The sequence below is a fragment of the Rubinisphaera margarita genome (genome assembly GCF_022267515.1).
Taxonomy (GTDB): domain Bacteria; phylum Planctomycetota; class Planctomycetia; order Planctomycetales; family Planctomycetaceae; genus Rubinisphaera; species Rubinisphaera margarita.
Genome location: NZ_JAKFGB010000020.1, coordinates 246,539 through 264,952, shown reverse-complemented (window position 1 = coordinate 264,952; position 18,414 = coordinate 246,539). Strand labels below are relative to the sequence as shown.

The following is an 18,414-nucleotide window of genomic DNA, read 5'->3' as shown; positions in this document are numbered from 1 at the left end:
CTGAAACCAACTCGCCTGGGAGGTGGAAATGTCGCCGACAGGCCCCGAAATGGCTCGAAATTCCAGTCCCTTGCAAGGGTTATCCACGGTTGCTACCGTTTCGGCTCACAAAGTTCGCGCACGGTTCGCGCTACGTCACAACGTTTACGCCTGTATTTCGGTCAAATCTGGAGCAAGACAAACTATGTCCTCTGGTACAAAGTATGTGTACTTTTTCGGTGGTGGGAAGTCGGACGGAGATTCGTCCATGCGGAATCTGCTGGGTGGCAAAGGGGCCAACCTGGCTGAAATGAGCAACATCGGTCTTCCCGTGCCAGCCGGCTTCACGATCACGACCGAACTCTGTACTTATTATTACGACAACGATCGCACCTATCCGCCGGAACTGAAGCAGCAGGTCCAGGACGCCCTGAAGCAGGTCGAGCAGACGATGGGAGCCGAGTTCGGATCCCAGGAAAATCCGCTGCTCCTCTCCTGCCGTTCCGGTGCTCGCGAATCGATGCCTGGGATGATGGACACCGTCCTTAACATTGGTCTGAACGACGATACCGTCGAAGTTCTGGCCAAGAAGTCCGGCAATCCGGCCTTCGCCTGGGACAGCTACCGCCGCTTCATTCAGATGTACGGCGACGTGGTGATGGAAGTTCGTCCGGAAGGTAAAGAAGAAGACGGCTACGAGCTGATCCTCGACGAAGCCCGCGAAAAGGCCGGCGCCGAGTACGATTCTCAGCTCAACGTCGATCAGCTGAAGGATGTTGTCGCCAAGTTCAAGAAGATGATCCGCGACAAGGCTGGCAAGGACTTCCCGACCGATCCGATGGAACAGGTCTGGGGAGCCGTCGGAGCCGTGTTCCGCAGCTGGATGAACGACCGCGCCATCGTTTACCGTCGCCAGTACGGCATCCCTCATGAGTGGGGCACAGCCGTTAACGTTCAGGCGATGGTCTTCGGTAACCTCGGCGACGATTGTGCCACCGGTGTCGGCCTGACCCGTGACTGCTCGATGGGATCGCCCGGCTTCAACGGCGACTATCTCATCAACGCTCAGGGTGAAGACGTTGTGGCGGGTATCCGCACTCCGAAGCGAATCGAACGAACGCTGAAGGACGATATGCCGGATGCCTTCGAGCAGCTGACCAACATCGGTCAGACGCTCGAACAGCACTACAAAGACGTGCAGGACATCGAGTTCACCGTTCAGAAGGGCAAAGTCTGGATGCTCCAGACTCGTAACGCCAAACGAACCGGTTTCGCTGCCGTCCGCATCGCCGTCGACCTGGTCAACGAAGGTCTCATCGACAAGAAGCAGGCTCTGACCAAGAAGCGTATTCCGGCTGACGACCTGAACCAGCTGCTGCAGCCGATCTTCGATCCAGCCGCCAAGAAGAAGGCCATCGAAGATGGAACCTATCTGGCAACCGGAATTAATGCCGGGCCCGGTGCAGCGACGGGTGTGATCTGCTTCCACGCCGAAGACGCCGAAGCTCTGTATGCCAAGGATCCCAACATTCAGCTGATCCTCGTTCGTCGCGAAACGAGCCCGGAAGACCTCCGCGGGATGCGAATCGCCAAGGGAATTCTGACCGCTTTCGGTGGAGCTTCGTCTCACGCCGCTCTGGTCAGCCGTCAGATGGGTAAAACCTGTATCGTCGGTTGCTCGGAACTCGAAATCGACTACCACGAAGGCAGCCTGACCGTCGGCGACAAGGTTCTGAAAACCGGCGACTGGATCAGCATCGATGGCTTCACGGGCGAAGTTTTCGCAGGCAAGGTCGAAACTAAGCCATCCGAAATCATCGAAGTGCTTATCCACAAGACCAAGAAGCCGGAAGAAGCCGAGATGTACCAGCGGTACGCTCAGCTGATGGAATGGGTTGATGAAACCCGCAAGCTTCGCGTGCGAGCCAACGCCGAACCGGACGATGCGGCGAAGGCGATCGCATTCGGTGCCGAAGGGGTCGGCCTCTGCCGTACCGAGCACATGTTCTTCAGCCACCTCGACGAAATCCGCGAGATGATTCTGGCCGAAGAAGTGGAAACTCGTCAGAAGGCGATCAACAAGCTGTTGCCGTTCCAGCGGGAAGACTTCGAGATCCTGTTCAAGGAAATGGCCGGCCGTCCCGTCACGATCCGCCTGTTGGATCCGCCGTTGCACGAGTTCCTGTCGGAACACCACCTGCACGAACAGCCGGACCTGGCTCACAAGCTGGCCGACATGGTCGGAGCGGGCAAGGAGTTCATCTACCGTCGCGTCGAAGAGCTGAAGGAATCGAATCCGATGCTCGGACACCGCGGTTGCCGTCTGGGCATCGTGTACCCGGAAATCACCGCGATGCAGGCTCGGGCCATCATCGAAGCCGCCTGCAACGTCAAGAAGGCCGGCGTCGAAGTTCACCCGGAAATCATGATTCCGCTGGTCGGCTTCAAGACCGAACTCGACAACCAGGAAAAGGTCGTCCGGCAGGTCGCTGAAGAAGTCCTGAAAGAACAGGGACAACAGATCGAGTACACCGTCGGTACGATGATCGAAATCCCCCGTGCCGCCATCCGAGCCGATGAGATCGCCAAGACCGCTGAGTTCTTCAGCTTCGGTACCAACGACCTCACGCAGACGACTCTCGGTATGAGCCGCGATGACTACGGTGGATTCATCGGCTACTATCAGGAGAACGACATCGTCCCGAACGATCCGTTCCAGACGATCGATCAGAACGGTGTGGGCGACCTGATGAAGCTTGGCGTCGAACGCGGACGCAGCACCCGCTCGGACCTGAAGATCGGCATCTGCGGCGAGCACGGCGGTGATCCGGCCTCCGTGATCTTCTGTCATAAGCTGGGACTGAACTACGTCAGCTGTTCGCCGTTCCGAATTCCCATCGCCCGCCTGGCTGCCGCTCAGGCTGCTCTGGAAGACTAACGGTCTCTCGACCTGAAACCGAAACGATCCGCAGGGCTGTTGCTCTGCGGATTTTTTATTGCGCGGCTTCCAACCGGCTGGCATCTCGTTTAATGTACACTCACGGAATTTCCCGCCCCGGATGCTCTCCCCATGTATCGGCGTTTCTGCTTTCAACTCCAGCGATTTCGTGACAGGCACAAACTCATCTGTGTGCTGACGGTCGTGGTGTTTGTCAGCTCATCCATGGGATTACCACTGAAGCCGTCCGGCGTTCCGACGTCAGGCTGCCGCTGTGGCGACTGCTCGTCGGAAGAAGGCTGCGGGTGCTGCCGGACCAGGGAAACATCCTGCTGTGCTGGCGAGAAACAGGTTTCCTGCTGTTCGAAAACCTCGGCCTCACCCGACTGCTGCAGTCCACCGGCAAAAGCCGATTGTTGCTCGAAGCCGTCAGTACCGAGTTGCTGCTCAAAGAAGGCCGATTCCGAACCGCCGGTAAAAACATGCTGCAGCAGTTCGCCTTCTGATCGCTCCTCCTCCCCTCAGCCCGCCGGCTGGAACGCCTGCACCTGTGGAGTGACGATCGTATTCGACATGCTCATCAATGCGGAACCGCGAATTATGCCGCCCGTTACCGAGCCGTCCCCGGCTTCCGAGAACGGGCAGGCGATCGTGCTTTCCGATCCCCCTCTGCTTCAAGACGCACCGCGACCTGAAACTCCCCCGCCTGAACGAGCCACGATCTGATCTCTGAGCATCGCCTCAACAATCGATCGCACCGGCACGTCGCCGGTTTGCGTGCTCGTTCCATCTATCCAAAAGGGGAGCCTTTATGGCCATTTCTGTTTCTGCGCGCCCGGTGCGCGCGAAGGGTTTCACGTTAATCGAACTTCTGGTCGTCATCGCAATCATTGCGATCCTGGTGGCCCTGCTGCTGCCCGCCGTTCAACAGGCGCGGGAAGCCGCTCGACGTTCGTCCTGCAAAAACAATCTCAAGCAGTTGGGACTGGCTCTGCACAACTACGAAGCAACGCACAGCATCTTCCCTCCCGGCGGACTCGGCTATCCGTTTGTCTGGTCGGCTCATGCACAGCTCCTGCCATTCGTTGAACAGGCGGGCCTTCAGAATTTGTTGAACTACGACTATCCACCGATGAACGCTTTTGCCGGCTCGTATGATCCGGTGATTGTCGCTCAGAACGACACGGCTGCTCAGATCTCGCTGGCGATTCTCGTCTGCCCAAGCGACAAGGATCGGGTAGCCGGATCCGCTTATGGCGGCATCAGCTACCCGGCCTGTGCAGGTTCCGGTCTGAACGGGTCAGGGACCGCCGACGATGGCGCTATCAGCAACGCCGATGGTGTTATCTTCTCTCGATCAAAGATTGGGTTTCGCGACGTCATCGACGGTACCAGCAATACCATCGCGTTTGGGGAACAAATGCTGGGAGACGGAACGAACTCGGCTCCCAATGCGAATGATTACCGTCACCGGGTCATCGAGTTAAGCATGGGAACACAAACGACTCCAGGAGCCTGTGATCCCGCGACTGCAACCACGTGGTCAGGTCAGCGGGGGGCCAAATGGGTCAACGGCCATCTGGCTGACACGATGTATAATCACTGGTACGGACCCAACTCCGCGGTGAACGCCGATTGCCACAACGGTTATCACAACTTCGCGCTGGTGAGTGCCCGCAGCGCCCATCAGGGGGGGGTGCAGGTCGAACTCGTTGATGGCAGTTGCCGCTTCGTCAGCGAGAATATTGACCTGACGACCTGGCGCAACCTGGCAACCCGCTCAGGCGGTGAAGTGATCGGCGAATTCTAGAGCCTACTCGACGATCGTAACTGTACAGAAACAGCTCCGGTGTTTTTTGGACCGGAGCTGTTTCCTTTTCGCAAACTGCGGGATGGCCAGTCTACTGCTGTGTATACTCGTCCTCCGGAATCCACGTGAGGTTGTCCCACCAGCCCGTGTCATTACCGACGTGCGGGCCGGGAACGGACCGGCCGCTGATCACGATCCGTGTCAGCGTCTCCTTCAATTGCTCAACGATCTCCGGCCGCTTACTCACGAGATTCTCCTTCTCAGCGGGATCTTTCGTCACGTTATAAAGTTCCCGCTTATCCCGCCGATACTCCATGAGCAGCTTCCATTCATCCCCATCAATTGTGTCACGGACCGCAAAGCGTCCATTCGATTCGTGATGCACCATCGCCGGGCGGATTGCAATCTTCTTCGCCCCTCTCAGCACGGGCAGAAAGCTGACGCTGTCTTCGCCCGCATCCTCGGGCAGTTCGACATCCAGAATCTCCGCGACCGTGGCAAGGACATCCGTCTGACACACCGGTCCATCCCACTCCGTCCCCGGTTTCACTACGGCTGGCCAGCGAACGAAAAACGGCACCCGATGCCCCCCTTCGTAAGCATCCCGCTTGCCGCCCCGGTAGGGTCCGGCACTGTCGTGTCCGTACTTTTCGACCCGCTCCGGATAGGTGTTCTCGGGGCCATTATCGCTGGAGAAAATTACCAGAGTGTTCTCCGTCAACTCCTGTTGATCGAGTGCGTCCAGGACGCGGCCGATGTGGTAGTCGGTTTCAATCATGAACTCGCCGTAGCCACCCGCTTCGCCCTGCCCCCGGAACTCCGGAAGAGGCACAACCGGCTTATGGGGAGACGTATACGGCAGATAAAGAAAGAAAGGCTTCTCGCTCCCGGCACTGGTGTCGATGAATTCGATCGCTTTCTCAGTGAAGCGCGTCAGGCACGCCGTATCGATGAAGTCGGGCGCGACCTCAACCGCTTTCTTGTTGGGCGGTAGCTGATCATAAGGGGGCATGAAGCGAAAATCCTGCATCGCCAGATCCGTCGGTTTGCGATCGGTAAACAACATGGGCGGCGTTTGGGGATATCGACCTTCAAACCATGCCAGGACGCCGAAGTTCATCGAAGCCGGGATGCCGAAGAAGTAATCAAACCCTTTATCGAGCGGCATGTCGCGCGTCGGTTTGCTCCAGTCTCGTTCCCCGAACGTGCCGGGAAAATCCATGCCCAGGTGCCACTTCCCGACCATGCCGGTACGATAACCATTCTCCTTCAGCAGCGAAGCCAGATTGACTCGGTCGTCCGGGAGCAAACAGGGCTCCTCCGCGCCGAAGACTCCCGACTTCAAGGTCGTTCGCCAACTGTATCGCCCAGCCAACAGCCCGTAACGAGACGGCGTACAGACCGTGTCGGAACAATGCCCATTGGTCAACGTCATCCCTTCCCGAGCAAGCCGATCCAGCCCGGGCGTTTGAAACTTTGACTCATCATTAAGACAACTCGCATCGCCGTAGCCTTGGTCGTCGGTGTAGATGATGAGCACGTTGGGGGCATTGCCTGGGGACGCAGAAAGTGCTGTTCTTGACGAACCAAACCCCGAGTAGAACGCCAGCGCGGTAAGAAGCAGTGTCGTTATTTTATTTAGTAAATACTCGGTCGGCTGAGCTGTCGCGAGGTGCGTTTCGGTGTCGGGTGCCATTTGTCGTCTCCAGTTGTGTGAGCGATACACTGGTGTGCTCCACGAGTATCAGTCGATTGGGCTCGATGGTCAATCCACCGCCGAACAATTCCACGATCAACGGGAGAGCGCTCTAAAACGAGGCCCAGGAAGCGTCGTCAATCGCAGGGTTCGGCCTGGCACTGGAAACAGACTGATTGCTGCTGTCTTGCAGATTCGTGTTCTGCGTTTCGTGGTACCGTAATCATTTCTCGCGCCCGGACTCCGGTGTTTTGCGTTCCCGGAACAAGGGGCTGTTGATGATGGCTGCGAGCGTTTCGATGCTTCTGTAGTCGTGTGAGGCGGATTGCTCGACGATCGATTCCACTGCGGTGAAATTCTCCGGTTCGATTCCGTTCGCGTATGTCAGGACCTTCGTGACGAAGCAGCGGACGAAGCGGTCGCGGTTGGAATCGCTTTGCATCAGCTGGCGGAATTCGGTGATGTCTTTGTACTGGGCACCGCTGACAAACGTGGAAGACGCGTCGATCGGTATTGCTTCAAATGAAGGCTCGCGGTTGCGGCGTTTCTTAGGAAGGGCAACAGCTTCCGCTGTCTGCGATACCGCAATGTACTCGTCACGCCATGCACCGACCGGATCAAAGTTTTCAAAAGCATATCCGAAGGGATCAATGTTCCGATGGCACGCAGCACAGGTTGCGTCGCTCTTGTGGGCTTCCAGTACTTCTCGAATCGTTCGCGCAGAGCGAACATCGGGTTCCAGAATCTCCACATCTGCGGGCGGCGGGGAAGGATGGATGCCCATCAAATTCTCCATCACGAAAACCGCGCGATGGATGGGCGAGGTGCTGAGCGTATCGGCCGTCAGCGTCAGAAAAGCCGCAGCGCCCAGCAAGCCGCCGCGTTTGCCGTCGCGAAAGGTGACCTTCCGCAGCACTGAATCGCTGGGGACATCTTCAAGCCCGTAGACTTTCGCCAGGTCGGCGTTCACAAAGGAGTAGTCGCCACTGAGCAGCTCCGGGAGCGGCCGATTGTTCTCCGCGACGTGACGAAACAACGCCAGCACTTCGTTGACCATATCTTCATTGAGCCGCTTTTTCTCGTACAGGGGATACTGGTCAACATCAGGCGACATGAAATTGATGCGGTCCAGTTCCAGCCATCCATACGGGAACTCGCGAAGAAACTCGTCCGCCTTGCCGTTTGCAATCCGTCGCTTCAGCTCATCGCGAACGGCCTCAAACGAATCGAGTTCTCCCTTGCGGACTCGGGTAACCAGTTCCGCGTCCGGTGTGGTGCTGCCGAGCAAATAGCTGAGCTTGACGGCAAACAGTTCTTCGGGAGTCACGTCTTCGGAGTTCAGCAGCAGGAAGGAAGGCGAAACGAAAATGGCCACGATGCCTTCTTTAATCGCACCGAGTTCTCCCAACGATGAGGAATGAGATTCAACCAGCCGGAGAATCGGTGCCAGTTCCTCATCGGAGACTTCACGACGCCAGGCTCGCTGGGCGATCGGCTTCAGGATCGCGGCCGCATTGGCGACCTTTGGCTGCTTGCCAACTAAAGCGACCTGTCGTTGCGGCGGCCACGATTTGTAGAACGGGCCTTCAATTTCCACACGCGACAAAAGAGGTCGTGGCCCCTGCCAATACGAAACCCAGTGAACCCAATGATTCGGTTGAGCACTTCGAACGTTTGCATTGGGGATTTCTTGCTCGACGATGCGTTGATACAAGTCTGGATTGTGCGTCTCGATGTAATCGTGAGCGATCCGATGCTGGAATTTGAAGTTGCCATTGCCGATCAGTCGCAGTCCGTCTGTTTGGAATGAGAACCTGATTGACGTGTTTTCAGCCAGCCAGTGGGTCGCGGTGAATTCCTGCATTGCTCCTTCGACCAGCGGTAAATCGACATGGCGACTCCCCAGTTCCATTCTCAGAATCAATGGATCGCCGTCATAAATACCCGTCTCGTCCTGCGAGTAGACGTGCCGGTCGAGTGCTTTGGCTTTCACGGTGATCCGATACCAGCCAGCGGATTCCGTGTGCGGGAAGTTTTCGCAATAGACTTGATCTGCAGGGTCTTTCAGTTCAACACCCTCGTCACGACGGATTGTCTTGTCAACACGTCGTCGATTGCCAGTGTCGACAACAAACATCTGATCAGCGGTGGCTGTCAACTGCTTCGATGAGGGTTGTTCGCCTGAGAGGATGACGTTGTCCAGCACCCGCCGGATGGCGGTGACTTGCTGATCGAGATGAAACTCGCTCATGCCGAGTGACTCACCGTGGGTATCAAACCCGTTATACAGAGTGTCTCCGGGCAGCATGGCCAGTGGATCGTGGGTGCCAATGTGCTCGAGGCGAAGAACATCACGAATACTGTTCTCGAACTCACGATTATTCAATCGTCGCGGCGGTGTTTCCAGCGGTTGTTCAACGCGCTCTTCAAAAAGCACGATTTGCTTTTGCAGAAACTGTTGAAGCCTGGCGCCTTCCTGCCTGGTCATTTTGTTTTCGTCGGCGGGAGGCATTTCGCCATCGCGAACCCGTTGGAGGCTTTCGATCCAATGTGCGAGGTTTCTCTCATCCGGTGATCTCCGCAAGTCGTGCAGGCTGAAATCACCTTCCGGATTCGGGCCGGTATGGCACGCGGAACAGTGCTGCTTGAGAAGGCCCAGGTCAGCGTGAGCGACATGCGGGATTGCGATCAGAGCGAGCAGACTCGCGGTCGCGATTTGAGTTCGCCGGATCATTGCGATTGAGTTTAACGTCGATGGGATCATGCTCTGCACCTGGATCTACGCTTTGCCGGGTTTGAAATCGAACGCCGTCGTGCTTTGATTAAACTGCTCATATTCGAGACCAAAATGCTGAAGCAACGTCAGGTACAGATTGCACAACGGCATGTTGTTGCCACTGGAATCGCGCGTGTCGACGTGACCGCAATGTTCCAGGCCGCCGCCGGCGACCAGGATTGGAAGGTTTTTGTTGGAGTGCGTGCCTCCGTAGCCCATGCCACTGCCGAACAGCACGACCGTGTAGTCCAGCATGCTGCCGTCGGCATTTGGTTCGGGAGTCTCATCGAGCTTCTTCAGACAGCGAGCCATCTGCTCGACCTGGAACGATTCAATCGCAACCAGTTCAGCGACGGTATCTGCCTTCTTGCCGTTATGCGTGCAGCCGTGATAGCCACGGTTAACACCATCGACGTCGGTGTAGTTCAACTCTGGAGAATAACCAACGACGGCAACGCGAGTGAGATCCGTTTGAAACGCATAGGTCACCATGTCGAAAACCGCGTTGTAGTCGTTCTCGATGGTGATATCGCTTCCCTGAAAGTACTCCGAAAGATCGAGAGAGGGTTTGTCGCGATCGACCCATTGTTCTCTGTTGACGAGATTCTTCTCCATGTCTCTCAACGAATTGGCGTACAAGTCCAATCGGACCTGGTCGTTCCGTGATGCGCGTTTGCGCACGCCGGCAAACTGTTCGTGGACAGCGTCCAGAACGCTCCTGTTTTGATGCAGCAACTGCTTCGCCGTTTGCCGCTCTTGTACGGTCAGGTTCTGGAACAGATGGTCGTACATTCTTTGCACGTCATTAAACGGCTTGATATCGACACCGTTCGCATTCCAGCTCATCCGGATACTTCGCCCCAGGCAGGCATGCAACGAAGCGTAGCGGGTATTGGCACCGACACGACGAGCCACAATCTGATCGATCGACATATTCTTTTCAGGAAACGCCGCACTCATTTCCGGCAACACACCGCTCAGGAATGAGATTTCCCGTCCATGTCCACTTTTCATGTTGTGGTCTGTGTGCGACAGGATGCTGATCCGATCACGCAGCCACTCCAGCGAACTGATCGTTTTGGGAAAACGGAAGTCTTTGCCGAACTGCGTTGGAAAGAAGTGTTCCGGATGAGCACCATACGGGTTGCCTACGATCAGCAGGCGCGAAGGCGTGCCCTTTGCGCTAGCCGCTGTCGCCAGAGCGGTCGACTCAAGCAACGGAAGAGCGAGCGCGCCACCTCCAAGAGTCTGGATAAATGAACGTCGATTAATCATGTGGAATCCTCAATAAGTGTGGAAGCTACCACTACCGGGTCATGACAAACTCCAGCATTGGCCCTACGTACTCGGGATGCGAATCACTTGCGAACATGTGAGTCAGACCTGGGACGTTGCCTTCGATTTGAGTTGTTTCGCGAACAAGAATCAGCGTGACTGATCCATCAACCTGATGCTGCTTCAGGAAGTCCAGCAGTTCGTCGTTCCGTATTCCAAAGCTGCCTTGTTGCTGACTGCGAGGGACTTCAAAAGTTCCCAGCAGGACGCCATCTTCCGGCCCTGGCGATTCTTCCCAGAGACTCGTCATCGACCAATTGGATTTGACAGGGTTCGTCAATCCATAAATACCAAAACGATTGATTCGGGGGAGACGGGTCGCAAATCCAAGGTGGCTGGGGACAAGATTGAGCCGCAACCGTGCCGAGCCCGCCTGGTTCAAGTCCACCGTTGAAAGGTCGAAATCGAAATACGAACGGTGATCCCACTTTCCGCCTTCTGTATTCTTCACAGACAGGAAATCCGGATGAATGTACTTCCGCCGTTTGTTGTTCCGTACAGCGGAACTCGATCGCCCCTGGGTATCAATGCGAACAACGTTCAAGTCCGGTTCTGGACTGTCGTCCTGCTGCTGGAGATCGATGGCGATCACCGACTCCGCGGAGACTCGCGCAGCTTTGCCCTGACCGGTCAAACGCAGCTCTTCGCCGTTGCTGGGGTGATGGACAACGATCTCGCCTTCGAGGATTTCAAAGTTCGATTGCTGCTCTTGTTGGTCGACGCGCACTGCAAATCGAGTCCCGTAATCCACGGCGTAGCCATCGGGCGTTTCGATCACGAACCCTATTGCCGAGTCTGGCACATCGATCACAGCCGCCCCGGACAACAACTTGCCGCGCATTGAGGATATCAACTGCAGTTGCGCTGGTGCTTCAACGATCACCTCTGCGCCCGAATGAAACCGTACCGTGGCGACACCCGTCCGCAAGCTCAGCACGCCTGGCGTTAACTCCGACCCCGGTGTTGTTGGCAACTCGCTTTCCCAGGCCGCGTTCTCACTCGACGTCAGCGTTGCAACAGAGCCGGACTCGGAGGACCAATGCCACCACTGAAACCCGATTGCGACAAACAGGCCGGCTGCGATCGCTGAAAGCATCATCCGCCATGCGGGCCACGAAGTGGCTCGAGATGTTCGGCTTCCGGTTTGCAAGGTCGCAGCAGACAGCTCTGAGACTCGCTGAACGGCATCCTCTGCCGCTGCGCAGTGCAACAGGCCGTGAAACCGCGATTCCGCCGAGAACTTCCGACGCGCTTCTTCCGACTCACGAAGGATCTGATTCAACTCGTCGGCCTGCTCTTCAGAGAGATCATCATCACGCCATGAGTCGATTAACTGGCTCAGCCGCTCATCATTCATAGTGCCTTCTCCCCAGATCGCCCGAGACATTCCCGAAGTGCGTTGCGAGCCCGGGTCAGGGCGACTCGAACCGCATTGGCAGTCCAGTCGATGTCGACTGCAATCTGCTCAGGCATTAAGCCCGCGTGATATCGAAGATTGACGAGCTCGCGTGATTTCGGGGCCAGTTTTCTCAAACAATCCCGTAGCGTCGCTACTCGTCTTTGAAACTCCGAAAAGTCGTCTTCCGCGTGTCCCGCCAGGAGTTCAACGACATCTTCCGCCAACCGACGGCTTCTCCGTCCACGGTCCCGTTGAAAACTCATCGTCTTGAACCGTGCGATTGCGCAGGCCCAAGCCAGAAAGTTCGTTCCGGCGGTCCACGTCGAGGCTTTTCGGCTGGCCGTGACGAACGTCTCTTGAACGATCTCCTCAGCGTCATGAATCGCCGGTTCAAACGATAATACGAAGGCCGTTACCGCCTGCTGGTGTTGCACGAACAGCGTTTGAACCCGCAGAGTATGCTCGTCGAGATGGATTGGTTCTTCGCTCATCGAAAAGTAATTCCGCTACAACGCCTGGAATTAGCAAGTATTCCTGACATTATTTCCAGATAAGCCTGGCATCGCCAGACGTAGCGGGTTGATTCGATGTCCTCCAAACCCTGGCAACCTGATTAGACTGTGACTCCGCGGTCCATTTGGGTCTCGAATTTGTGCCGCGCGGTCAACGGAAGGGCCTGGCTGCTCCGATTCAGTCGTGACGTCTTTGCGTCAGCGGAGCGAGCGGTGGGGAATAGAGGTGGAGAGTCGCGAGATCAGAGAGGGACGAAGCTTCGTTTCCACAGGAGTGGATCTGTTGGTTCTCGCGGCAGAGAAGATCTCCGGGCTGAAGCTCGAAGCTTGAGAGCTCCGTCAGGTTTCCGGTCGCGTCGCGTTGAAAGTCGCGGTTCGTCAGCGTGCCGTCCAGTACGAGTACGCAACAGGCGGTGCCGCGATGGTCATGGATGGAACTGAACTGGCCGGGCTTCCAGCCGATCAGGTTGAGCTCGAACCAAGCCGACTCAAAGAGGGTTTGATAACAGAACTCTTCCGGATCGAACCGCAGAAGTGCCTTCCATTCTTGGGGCGGCAGGATAATGCCGCGGACGAACTCGCGAAGTTCGTCGATCGACAGCGGACGGTCGCAGGACCGCAGCCGGTGGGTGAGGTCGTTAAGTGTCAGGATCTCACAGGGGCGATGCATTGGGTGCGGGGAACCGTTAGTAGCCAGCGACTTCGAGTGCGACGAGGATACCAACCAGAACCGGAACCGCAATCGCGATGAACACACCCTGACGCATTCCCACGACTTCGGGGAGGGTCAGTTTTCCGTAGCTCCCCCACTTGCTCACGGATCCTCCGCTGAATCTTGAAGATAGAGCAAAGAGATAAGAGCCGAGGAGAAGTCCCGCCACGCCGGTAATGGCGTCGAGATTCCCTTCCCCCAAGGCGGCTGCGTTTGTGCCAGGGCAATAGGCCAGAAGTGCGAAGCCCGCGCCGAAGATCAGTCCGCCAATAATGTTTCCCCCCAAACGCGTCTCGTTAATCTTGAGATCGATCATCCCCTGCTTTCGCATGAAGTAAGTACCGACCATCCCCACGATGATCGCCGTCAGCATGATCTTGACGACAACGAAATTCTCCAGGAGAAGAACGCCAATGAGGATATCAAATTTGGCCACGCCGCCCTTCTGAAGGAGAAAGCCGAACAGTACACCAAACAAAAGGGCGGCAGTGAGTTTTCCCGGAGAAGTTTCGAGCCAACTCCACGTGCGTGGATCGTCGTCGACCTGCCGGTCACTGTCTGCAGCAGCCGGCTTCGACGTGTCCACGGATGATGTGCTGGGTTTCGGAGTTTGAACTGTTGATGGTGTATTCATAGCTGATCGACTCTCTGACTACAGGCGATAGAGTGTTAACGCGACCACGATTCCGCCGACGAAGAAACAGATCACCGAGATCCATGAGCTGACCGCCAGCTGCAACGTCCCACTGATACCATGTCCGCTCGTGCAGCCGCCGGCCATTCGGGCTCCAAAGGCCATCAATGCTCCGCCCGCCAGGGCTACGAACGTCCTCATCGCGACGGTGTCGGCCCCGAAGCGGGCCACCCACATTTCCTGAAGGTAAGTCCCGTCGATTTCACCGCCCGTCCACGCGGCGAACCAGGAGCCGATGATCGCTCCGAGAACGAACACGAGGGTCCAGCCAATCATCGGCTTGCTGTCCCGGTAATAAGGGAGCGAAGCGATGTGCCGGGGTGCGACGAGCCGGCCGATTAACCCTGCCCCGTCGGCATAGGCGCTCGAGGCACCGATTTTCTTGCTGGCCAGAGCCAGTGTGAGCAGGACAAGTCCTCCGATGAGTCCACCGGCGAGATAAGGAGACCACGCCGGCTCCGGATAAGGGTAAGGATCGGGCAGTGCGTTTGCCGCCTGAGCGACTCCCGGAAGGAGGGAGATCCCCAGGCCCATCGCAAGTGCTGTCGTTTTCATTCGATAACTCCCCAGTTGTCGATTCGAGCGGATGTCTAACGTGTGGTGGATGTCTAAGTCGGGTGTTGTTGCCCTGCCAGAGGATCTGTTCCCAATGAAGGCATCCGTCGCCGATTGCTCCAGAGAACAGCCACAATGGCGACCAGCGTAAGTCCGGTAATCCATAACCACGGTGACACATCGGTCCATTCTGGCAGCGTGAGCTTGCCGGCACTTCCCCACATGGTGATGACCGACTGGATCTGCGGGTAGAACCAGACATAAACAGCCGCTCCCAGGAGCATTCCTCCGACACCAACCATGGCGTCGCGTCGCCCTTCCCCGCAGGCTGCCACGCTGGTGCCCGGGCAATACCCAAATAACGCCATGCCGACGCCAAATAGAACCCCACCAGCGATAACACCCAGCCAGACCAGCGGTTTGATGTGCAACGAAACAAGACCGGCTGGAAGCAGGGCATAGATGCCCATGGCTCCCACCACGACCGCCGTTCCCATAATCTTGACCACGGTCCAGTCGCGGAACAGAAACTGGCTGACAATCACGCGAAACTTGGCGACCCGACCTTTCTGCAGAAGGATGCCGAAGATGATCCCGGTGAACAGTCCGAGCAGGAGTTTCCAAATGGGGTCAAACATGGCGGGTCCTCCCGTAACAAAGGAATGCCGTGACTACGGCTGCTCCAAAGAAGGTGACTGAGAACAACCAGCTCGATGCCGCCAGCTGAAGGTTGCCGCTGATTCCGTGCCCGCTTGTGCAGCCCTGAGCCAGCCGCGCTCCGAACATCATCACTCCTCCACTGAGTGCCGCGACAGTGAACCGGAGTGCGACGCTCGATCCAAACCGGTCTTTCCACATCTGCGGGACCTTGATGCGTTCGACATCTCCGGAGCTAAGGGTACTCAGTAGACTTCCAAGAAATACCCCAAGGACGACCATCCATTCCCACCCGATCTTCGGGGACTCCGCATCGAAATAACTGTTGGTTTCGACAATCGGCGGATAGACGGCTTGGAAGATTAACGCGGCCGTATGCTCAAAGGCTGTTGTGATCCCGAGAGGATGATTCGCGCTCCAGAACGCAAACCAGCTCAATATTCCTATTGCGATCCCCACCAGATACGGAGACCACGATTTCCTGCTCAATGGATTGGACATAGATCATTTCCCTTCTCCGGGAGAGATTTACTTCTCGACATCCAGGCCGACATTCTTCCAGGCAGACATACTCCCGGGGACGTTGTAGACGCGGCTGTAGTTCTCCCGCTGAAGCAGGCTGGCCGCAATACTCGCCCGGTATCCACTTCCGCAGTACACGGCAATCGGGTTGTCGCGATTCAAGCCGAGATCGCCGTTGACCCCGTCCCGCATCTCACCAACGAACTTGTGTTTTGCTCCGGCGATCCGCCCCGACTCGAATTCGCTCGGCGACCGCACATCGAGGAGCTGAAACTCGTCCTTCCTCTCCGCCAACTCCTGCACCGGAATTTGCGGAAGGGCCTGCAGGGGCAATCCTTTGTTCTCCCAGGACTTCATTCCCCCGGCGAGATATCCCGCGAATTTCGTCAGCCCGACGTACGCGAAATGCCAGGCAATCCAGTCGAGGTCTTCTTCATCCTCAACCACGAGCAGAATCTTACGATCGTAAGAAAGCATGTCTCCGGCCCAGACAGAAAGGGATGGCCGGTCTCCGATATTAATCGCCCCCGGGATATGTCCGCCGCCGAAGGCGAGCATCTGTCGCGTATCAACCAGCTGGTCGGCATCGCTCTCGATCGCCTTTTGAAACTGCTCCGCAGACAACGGAGGGATCGCAGGTGAGCTGCCAATTACCTCTGGTCCCCGAGCGTTGATCTTCTTCAGGATTGGGTAGTGCTGAGGAACTGGAGGAGCCCCTTCCTTCACGAACTTCTTGAACTTCTCAAAGTCGTCGTACTGCAGGAAGTCGTTGGTTCGCCGTTCAAATCCGATCGTGCTCATCGGCCGCTCGCCGATGTCGGCTCCACAGGCGGAACCGGCTCCATGGCAGGGATAAATAATGACGCCGTCATCAAGCTTGAGGTAATAGTCCCGGAGAGTGTGAAACAGCTTCTCTGTCAGCTCTTCAGTTTCTTCTTCGCCGAGCAGGTCTGGTCGTCCTGCCGACCCGACGAACAGGGAATCCCCCGTTAAGACGCCCCAAGGGGCCCCTTCACTGCCGGTCTTCGCCAGCTCATAGGCGACGTGCTCCGGCGTATGGCCGGGAGTATGGCGAACGGTCATCGTGATCGAACCGAACTTAAAGCGGTCCCCTGCGTGAATCCGCTCCACGGGGAAGTCGTAGCTGGCGTCCTCCTCACCACTGGCGTAGATGCTGGCCGAGCCGAGTCGGTTCTGAAGTTCACGGGCCCCACTCATAAAGTCCGCGTGAATGTGCGTTTCAAAAATATGGGTGATGGCCACTCCCGACTTCCGGCTCAATTCCAGATACACGTCCACATTGGGGCGCGGATCGATAACTGCCGCTTCGCCGGTGCTGTCGTCGGAGATCAGATAAGAGATCTGTGCGATACCATCCGTCTGTACTCGCTCGAAGACCATCGTCATAGTCCGTCCTCCCCTCAGGTGATTTCAGTCGCGATAACTCTGTGACGTGCTGTTCAATAAGAAATAGCAACAATCGTACCGTCCCGAGTCTTCGACGGATTAATGCGGGAAGTGCTTCCGAACCTGCTCCAGACGTGCCGTCCAACGTGCGGAGTGACGCCTGACTGTCCAGCGTGGTCAGTTGGCTATCAGACGTGAACAGACTCGATCCTTCACTGCTGTTCACAACCTCTGTGGACTCAGCGAAAGCATCTATTCAACGACCGCGCTTCCGCCGCGCGCATCTTTCACAACGATCTGAATGAAGTGCATCTTTCGGAGAACGGAACTCGACATGACGAACGGATAGAAGTCAGGCTGCCCCATGCTGCGGGCAAGTTCGTTGAGAACAGTTGTCAATTTGACCCAGGAGTTGATCAGGAGAATCATGTTCTCCGCATCAGGGGCTTCCGGATCGTAGAGATCATCAAGAGTAAAGGGTTCGATCTCCTGCTCGACATCTTCGCCGCGGAGTCCAAATCGGAGGGCGGTGTCGAGACTGTCGACGACATGCAGATAGTGGGCCCAGGTTTCCGCCCAGTCTTCCCAGGGATGAACGGAGGCATAGGAGCTGATGTGATTGGTGGCCCAATCCGCCGGGGGCCCGTTCTCGTAATTGCGCTTCAATGCCTCGCCGTAATCCTCGCGCTCATCGCCAAACAGATCGCGGAATTTCTCCTGCCAGGGCGTATTGGCGATAAGGCGATCCCAGTAATAGTGGCCGATTTCGTGCCGCAGATGACCGAGCAGCGTCCGATAGGGCTCGTTCATCTCGTGTCGGATCTTCTCACGAATCGAGTCGTTCGCCTCTTCGATATTCAGAGTGATGAGGCCGTTCGCGTGTCCGGTGAGAACTTTCGGCTCCCCCTCCTTGGAACGCAAAAAGTCGAACATCACGCCCCGTTCCGGGTCTTCACTCACCTTGGAGACGACCGGCAACCCCAGGTTCATTAACTGGGCGACAAGGCGGCGCTTCGCGTTCTCGATTTTACGCCACCCGAGACAATTGTCGGGATCATTCAGATCCGGAATCGTGTTGTTCAACCGACACGAACGGCAGAGTGGTTCCTCCTGATCCGCCCGAACCAGCCAGTTGCAACCGGCCGGTGAATTGAAATTCTCGCAGCGTTTCCAGTACTCGGCTTCCTCCGGCTCTTCCTCAAGCATCCAGATTCCCGGTTCGGGCCCGGGATACAACGCTCGAACCTGCTGGATGTACGGCTCATAACCCAGCGGTGCCTCGCAGGCCAGACAGAGGCTGTTGTCGAAATAAACTGGCCTCTCACAACGACAGGTGAAGACATCTTTCCGACCGGAGGGCTCGCCCAGCTTCCAGGCCTCCATCAGTCGTTTCGTGATCGACTCAAAGATCTCTAACATGCA

General features: G+C 56.8%; 15 protein-coding genes. 3 read left to right on the top strand and 12 right to left on the bottom strand.

Annotated features, from left to right (window positions below; all coding sequences use genetic code 11):
- Positions 1-184: 184 nt before the first annotated feature.
- From ppdK to L1A08_RS19685, 3 genes are all read left to right on the top strand, one after another.
- Positions 185-2,917 (top strand): pyruvate, phosphate dikinase, encoded by a 2,733-nt coding sequence (gene ppdK, locus L1A08_RS19700; protein WP_261362969.1) that lies wholly within the window; start codon positions 185-187, stop codon positions 2,915-2,917.
- A gap of 305 nt (positions 2,918-3,222) precedes the next feature.
- Entirely contained in the window at positions 3,223-3,423 is a 201-nt protein-coding gene (locus L1A08_RS19695) for a hypothetical protein (RefSeq protein WP_238758245.1), read from the top strand.
- Between the two features lie 305 nt (positions 3,424-3,728).
- Positions 3,729-4,727, top strand: coding sequence for a DUF1559 domain-containing protein (locus tag L1A08_RS19685; RefSeq protein ID WP_261362968.1), 999 nt, complete (start codon positions 3,729-3,731; stop codon positions 4,725-4,727).
- Positions 4,728-4,818: 91 nt separating this feature from the next.
- On the opposite strand, the gene L1A08_RS19680 is transcribed toward L1A08_RS19685, so the two are convergent.
- The 12 genes from L1A08_RS19680 to L1A08_RS19625 form a co-directional block, all read right to left on the bottom strand.
- Entirely contained in the window at positions 4,819-6,423 is a 1,605-nt protein-coding gene (locus L1A08_RS19680; RefSeq protein ID WP_238758244.1) for a sulfatase family protein, read from the bottom strand.
- Positions 6,424-6,646: 223 nt separating this feature from the next.
- Positions 6,647-8,911 carry a DUF1588 domain-containing protein gene (locus L1A08_RS19675; RefSeq protein WP_238758243.1) on the bottom strand — a complete coding sequence of 755 codons (2,265 nt, stop codon included), beginning with the start codon at positions 8,909-8,911 and terminating at the stop codon, positions 6,647-6,649.
- A gap of 291 nt (positions 8,912-9,202) precedes the next feature.
- A complete protein-coding gene (locus L1A08_RS19670) occupies positions 9,203-10,474 on the bottom strand; it encodes a DUF1552 domain-containing protein (protein ID WP_238758242.1) in 1,272 nt (423 codons plus the stop codon).
- A 31-nt stretch (positions 10,475-10,505) separates the two neighbouring features.
- Complete coding sequence (locus L1A08_RS19665; protein WP_238758241.1) at positions 10,506-11,891, bottom strand: FecR domain-containing protein; 1,386 nt, start codon at positions 11,889-11,891, stop codon at positions 10,506-10,508.
- The gene (locus tag L1A08_RS19660; RefSeq protein WP_238758240.1) at positions 11,888-12,424 is read right to left on the bottom strand and encodes a sigma-70 family RNA polymerase sigma factor; all 537 of its coding nucleotides are present in this window, start codon (positions 12,422-12,424) and stop codon (positions 11,888-11,890) included. Before L1A08_RS19660 ends, L1A08_RS19665 begins: the two co-directional genes overlap by 4 nt.
- Positions 12,425-12,623: 199 nt before the next feature.
- Positions 12,624-13,115 carry a cysteine dioxygenase gene (locus L1A08_RS19655; protein WP_238758239.1) on the bottom strand — a complete coding sequence of 164 codons (492 nt, stop codon included), beginning with the start codon at positions 13,113-13,115 and terminating at the stop codon, positions 12,624-12,626.
- A gap of 16 nt (positions 13,116-13,131) precedes the next feature.
- The gene (locus L1A08_RS19650; RefSeq protein WP_238758238.1) at positions 13,132-13,593 is read right to left on the bottom strand and encodes a YeeE/YedE thiosulfate transporter family protein; all 462 of its coding nucleotides are present in this window, start codon (positions 13,591-13,593) and stop codon (positions 13,132-13,134) included.
- A 216-nt stretch (positions 13,594-13,809) separates the two neighbouring features.
- Positions 13,810-14,406, bottom strand: a complete 597-nt coding sequence (locus tag L1A08_RS19645) for a YeeE/YedE thiosulfate transporter family protein (protein ID WP_238758237.1) — start codon at positions 14,404-14,406, stop codon at positions 13,810-13,812.
- Between the two features lie 53 nt (positions 14,407-14,459).
- Positions 14,460-15,044, bottom strand: a complete 585-nt coding sequence (locus L1A08_RS19640) for a YeeE/YedE thiosulfate transporter family protein (RefSeq protein WP_238758236.1) — start codon at positions 15,042-15,044, stop codon at positions 14,460-14,462.
- Positions 15,037-15,564: a YeeE/YedE thiosulfate transporter family protein gene (locus L1A08_RS19635; RefSeq protein WP_238758235.1), complete on the bottom strand. Its 528-nt coding sequence runs from the start codon at positions 15,562-15,564 to the stop codon at positions 15,037-15,039. The genes L1A08_RS19640 and L1A08_RS19635 overlap by 8 nt, the downstream gene beginning before the upstream one ends.
- A gap of 27 nt (positions 15,565-15,591) precedes the next feature.
- Positions 15,592-16,992: an MBL fold metallo-hydrolase gene (locus L1A08_RS19630; RefSeq protein WP_238758234.1), complete on the bottom strand. Its 1,401-nt coding sequence runs from the start codon at positions 16,990-16,992 to the stop codon at positions 15,592-15,594.
- A 252-nt stretch (positions 16,993-17,244) separates the two neighbouring features.
- Positions 17,245-18,411: a zinc-binding metallopeptidase family protein gene (locus L1A08_RS19625; protein WP_238758233.1), complete on the bottom strand. Its 1,167-nt coding sequence runs from the start codon at positions 18,409-18,411 to the stop codon at positions 17,245-17,247.
- Positions 18,412-18,414 lie beyond the last annotated feature (3 nt).

Excerpts from the sequence above, each read along its gene's own strand:
- L1A08_RS19630 (WP_238758234.1), bottom strand. The coding sequence starts at position 16,992 with ATGACGATGGTCTTCGAGCGAGTACAGACGGATGGTATCGCACAGATC.
- ppdK (WP_261362969.1), top strand. The coding sequence starts at position 185 with ATGTCCTCTGGTACAAAGTATGTGTACTTTTTCGGTGGTGGGAAGTCG.
- L1A08_RS19680 (WP_238758244.1), bottom strand. The coding sequence starts at position 6,423 with ATGGCACCCGACACCGAAACGCACCTCGCGACAGCTCAGCCGACCGAG.
- L1A08_RS19640 (WP_238758236.1), bottom strand. The coding sequence starts at position 15,044 with ATGTTTGACCCCATTTGGAAACTCCTGCTCGGACTGTTCACCGGGATC.
- L1A08_RS19655 (WP_238758239.1), bottom strand. The coding sequence starts at position 13,115 with ATGCATCGCCCCTGTGAGATCCTGACACTTAACGACCTCACCCACCGG.
- L1A08_RS19645 (WP_238758237.1), bottom strand. The coding sequence starts at position 14,406 with ATGAAAACGACAGCACTTGCGATGGGCCTGGGGATCTCCCTCCTTCCG.
- L1A08_RS19685 (WP_261362968.1), top strand. The coding sequence starts at position 3,729 with ATGGCCATTTCTGTTTCTGCGCGCCCGGTGCGCGCGAAGGGTTTCACG.
- L1A08_RS19660 (WP_238758240.1), bottom strand. The coding sequence starts at position 12,424 with ATGAGCGAAGAACCAATCCATCTCGACGAGCATACTCTGCGGGTTCAA.
- L1A08_RS19665 (WP_238758241.1), bottom strand. The coding sequence starts at position 11,891 with ATGAATGATGAGCGGCTGAGCCAGTTAATCGACTCATGGCGTGATGAT.
- L1A08_RS19635 (WP_238758235.1), bottom strand. The coding sequence starts at position 15,564 with ATGTCCAATCCATTGAGCAGGAAATCGTGGTCTCCGTATCTGGTGGGG.
- L1A08_RS19670 (WP_238758242.1), bottom strand. The coding sequence starts at position 10,474 with ATGATTAATCGACGTTCATTTATCCAGACTCTTGGAGGTGGCGCGCTC.
- L1A08_RS19625 (WP_238758233.1), bottom strand. The coding sequence starts at position 18,411 with ATGTTAGAGATCTTTGAGTCGATCACGAAACGACTGATGGAGGCCTGG.
- L1A08_RS19675 (WP_238758243.1), bottom strand. The coding sequence starts at position 8,911 with ATGACCAGGCAGGAAGGCGCCAGGCTTCAACAGTTTCTGCAAAAGCAA.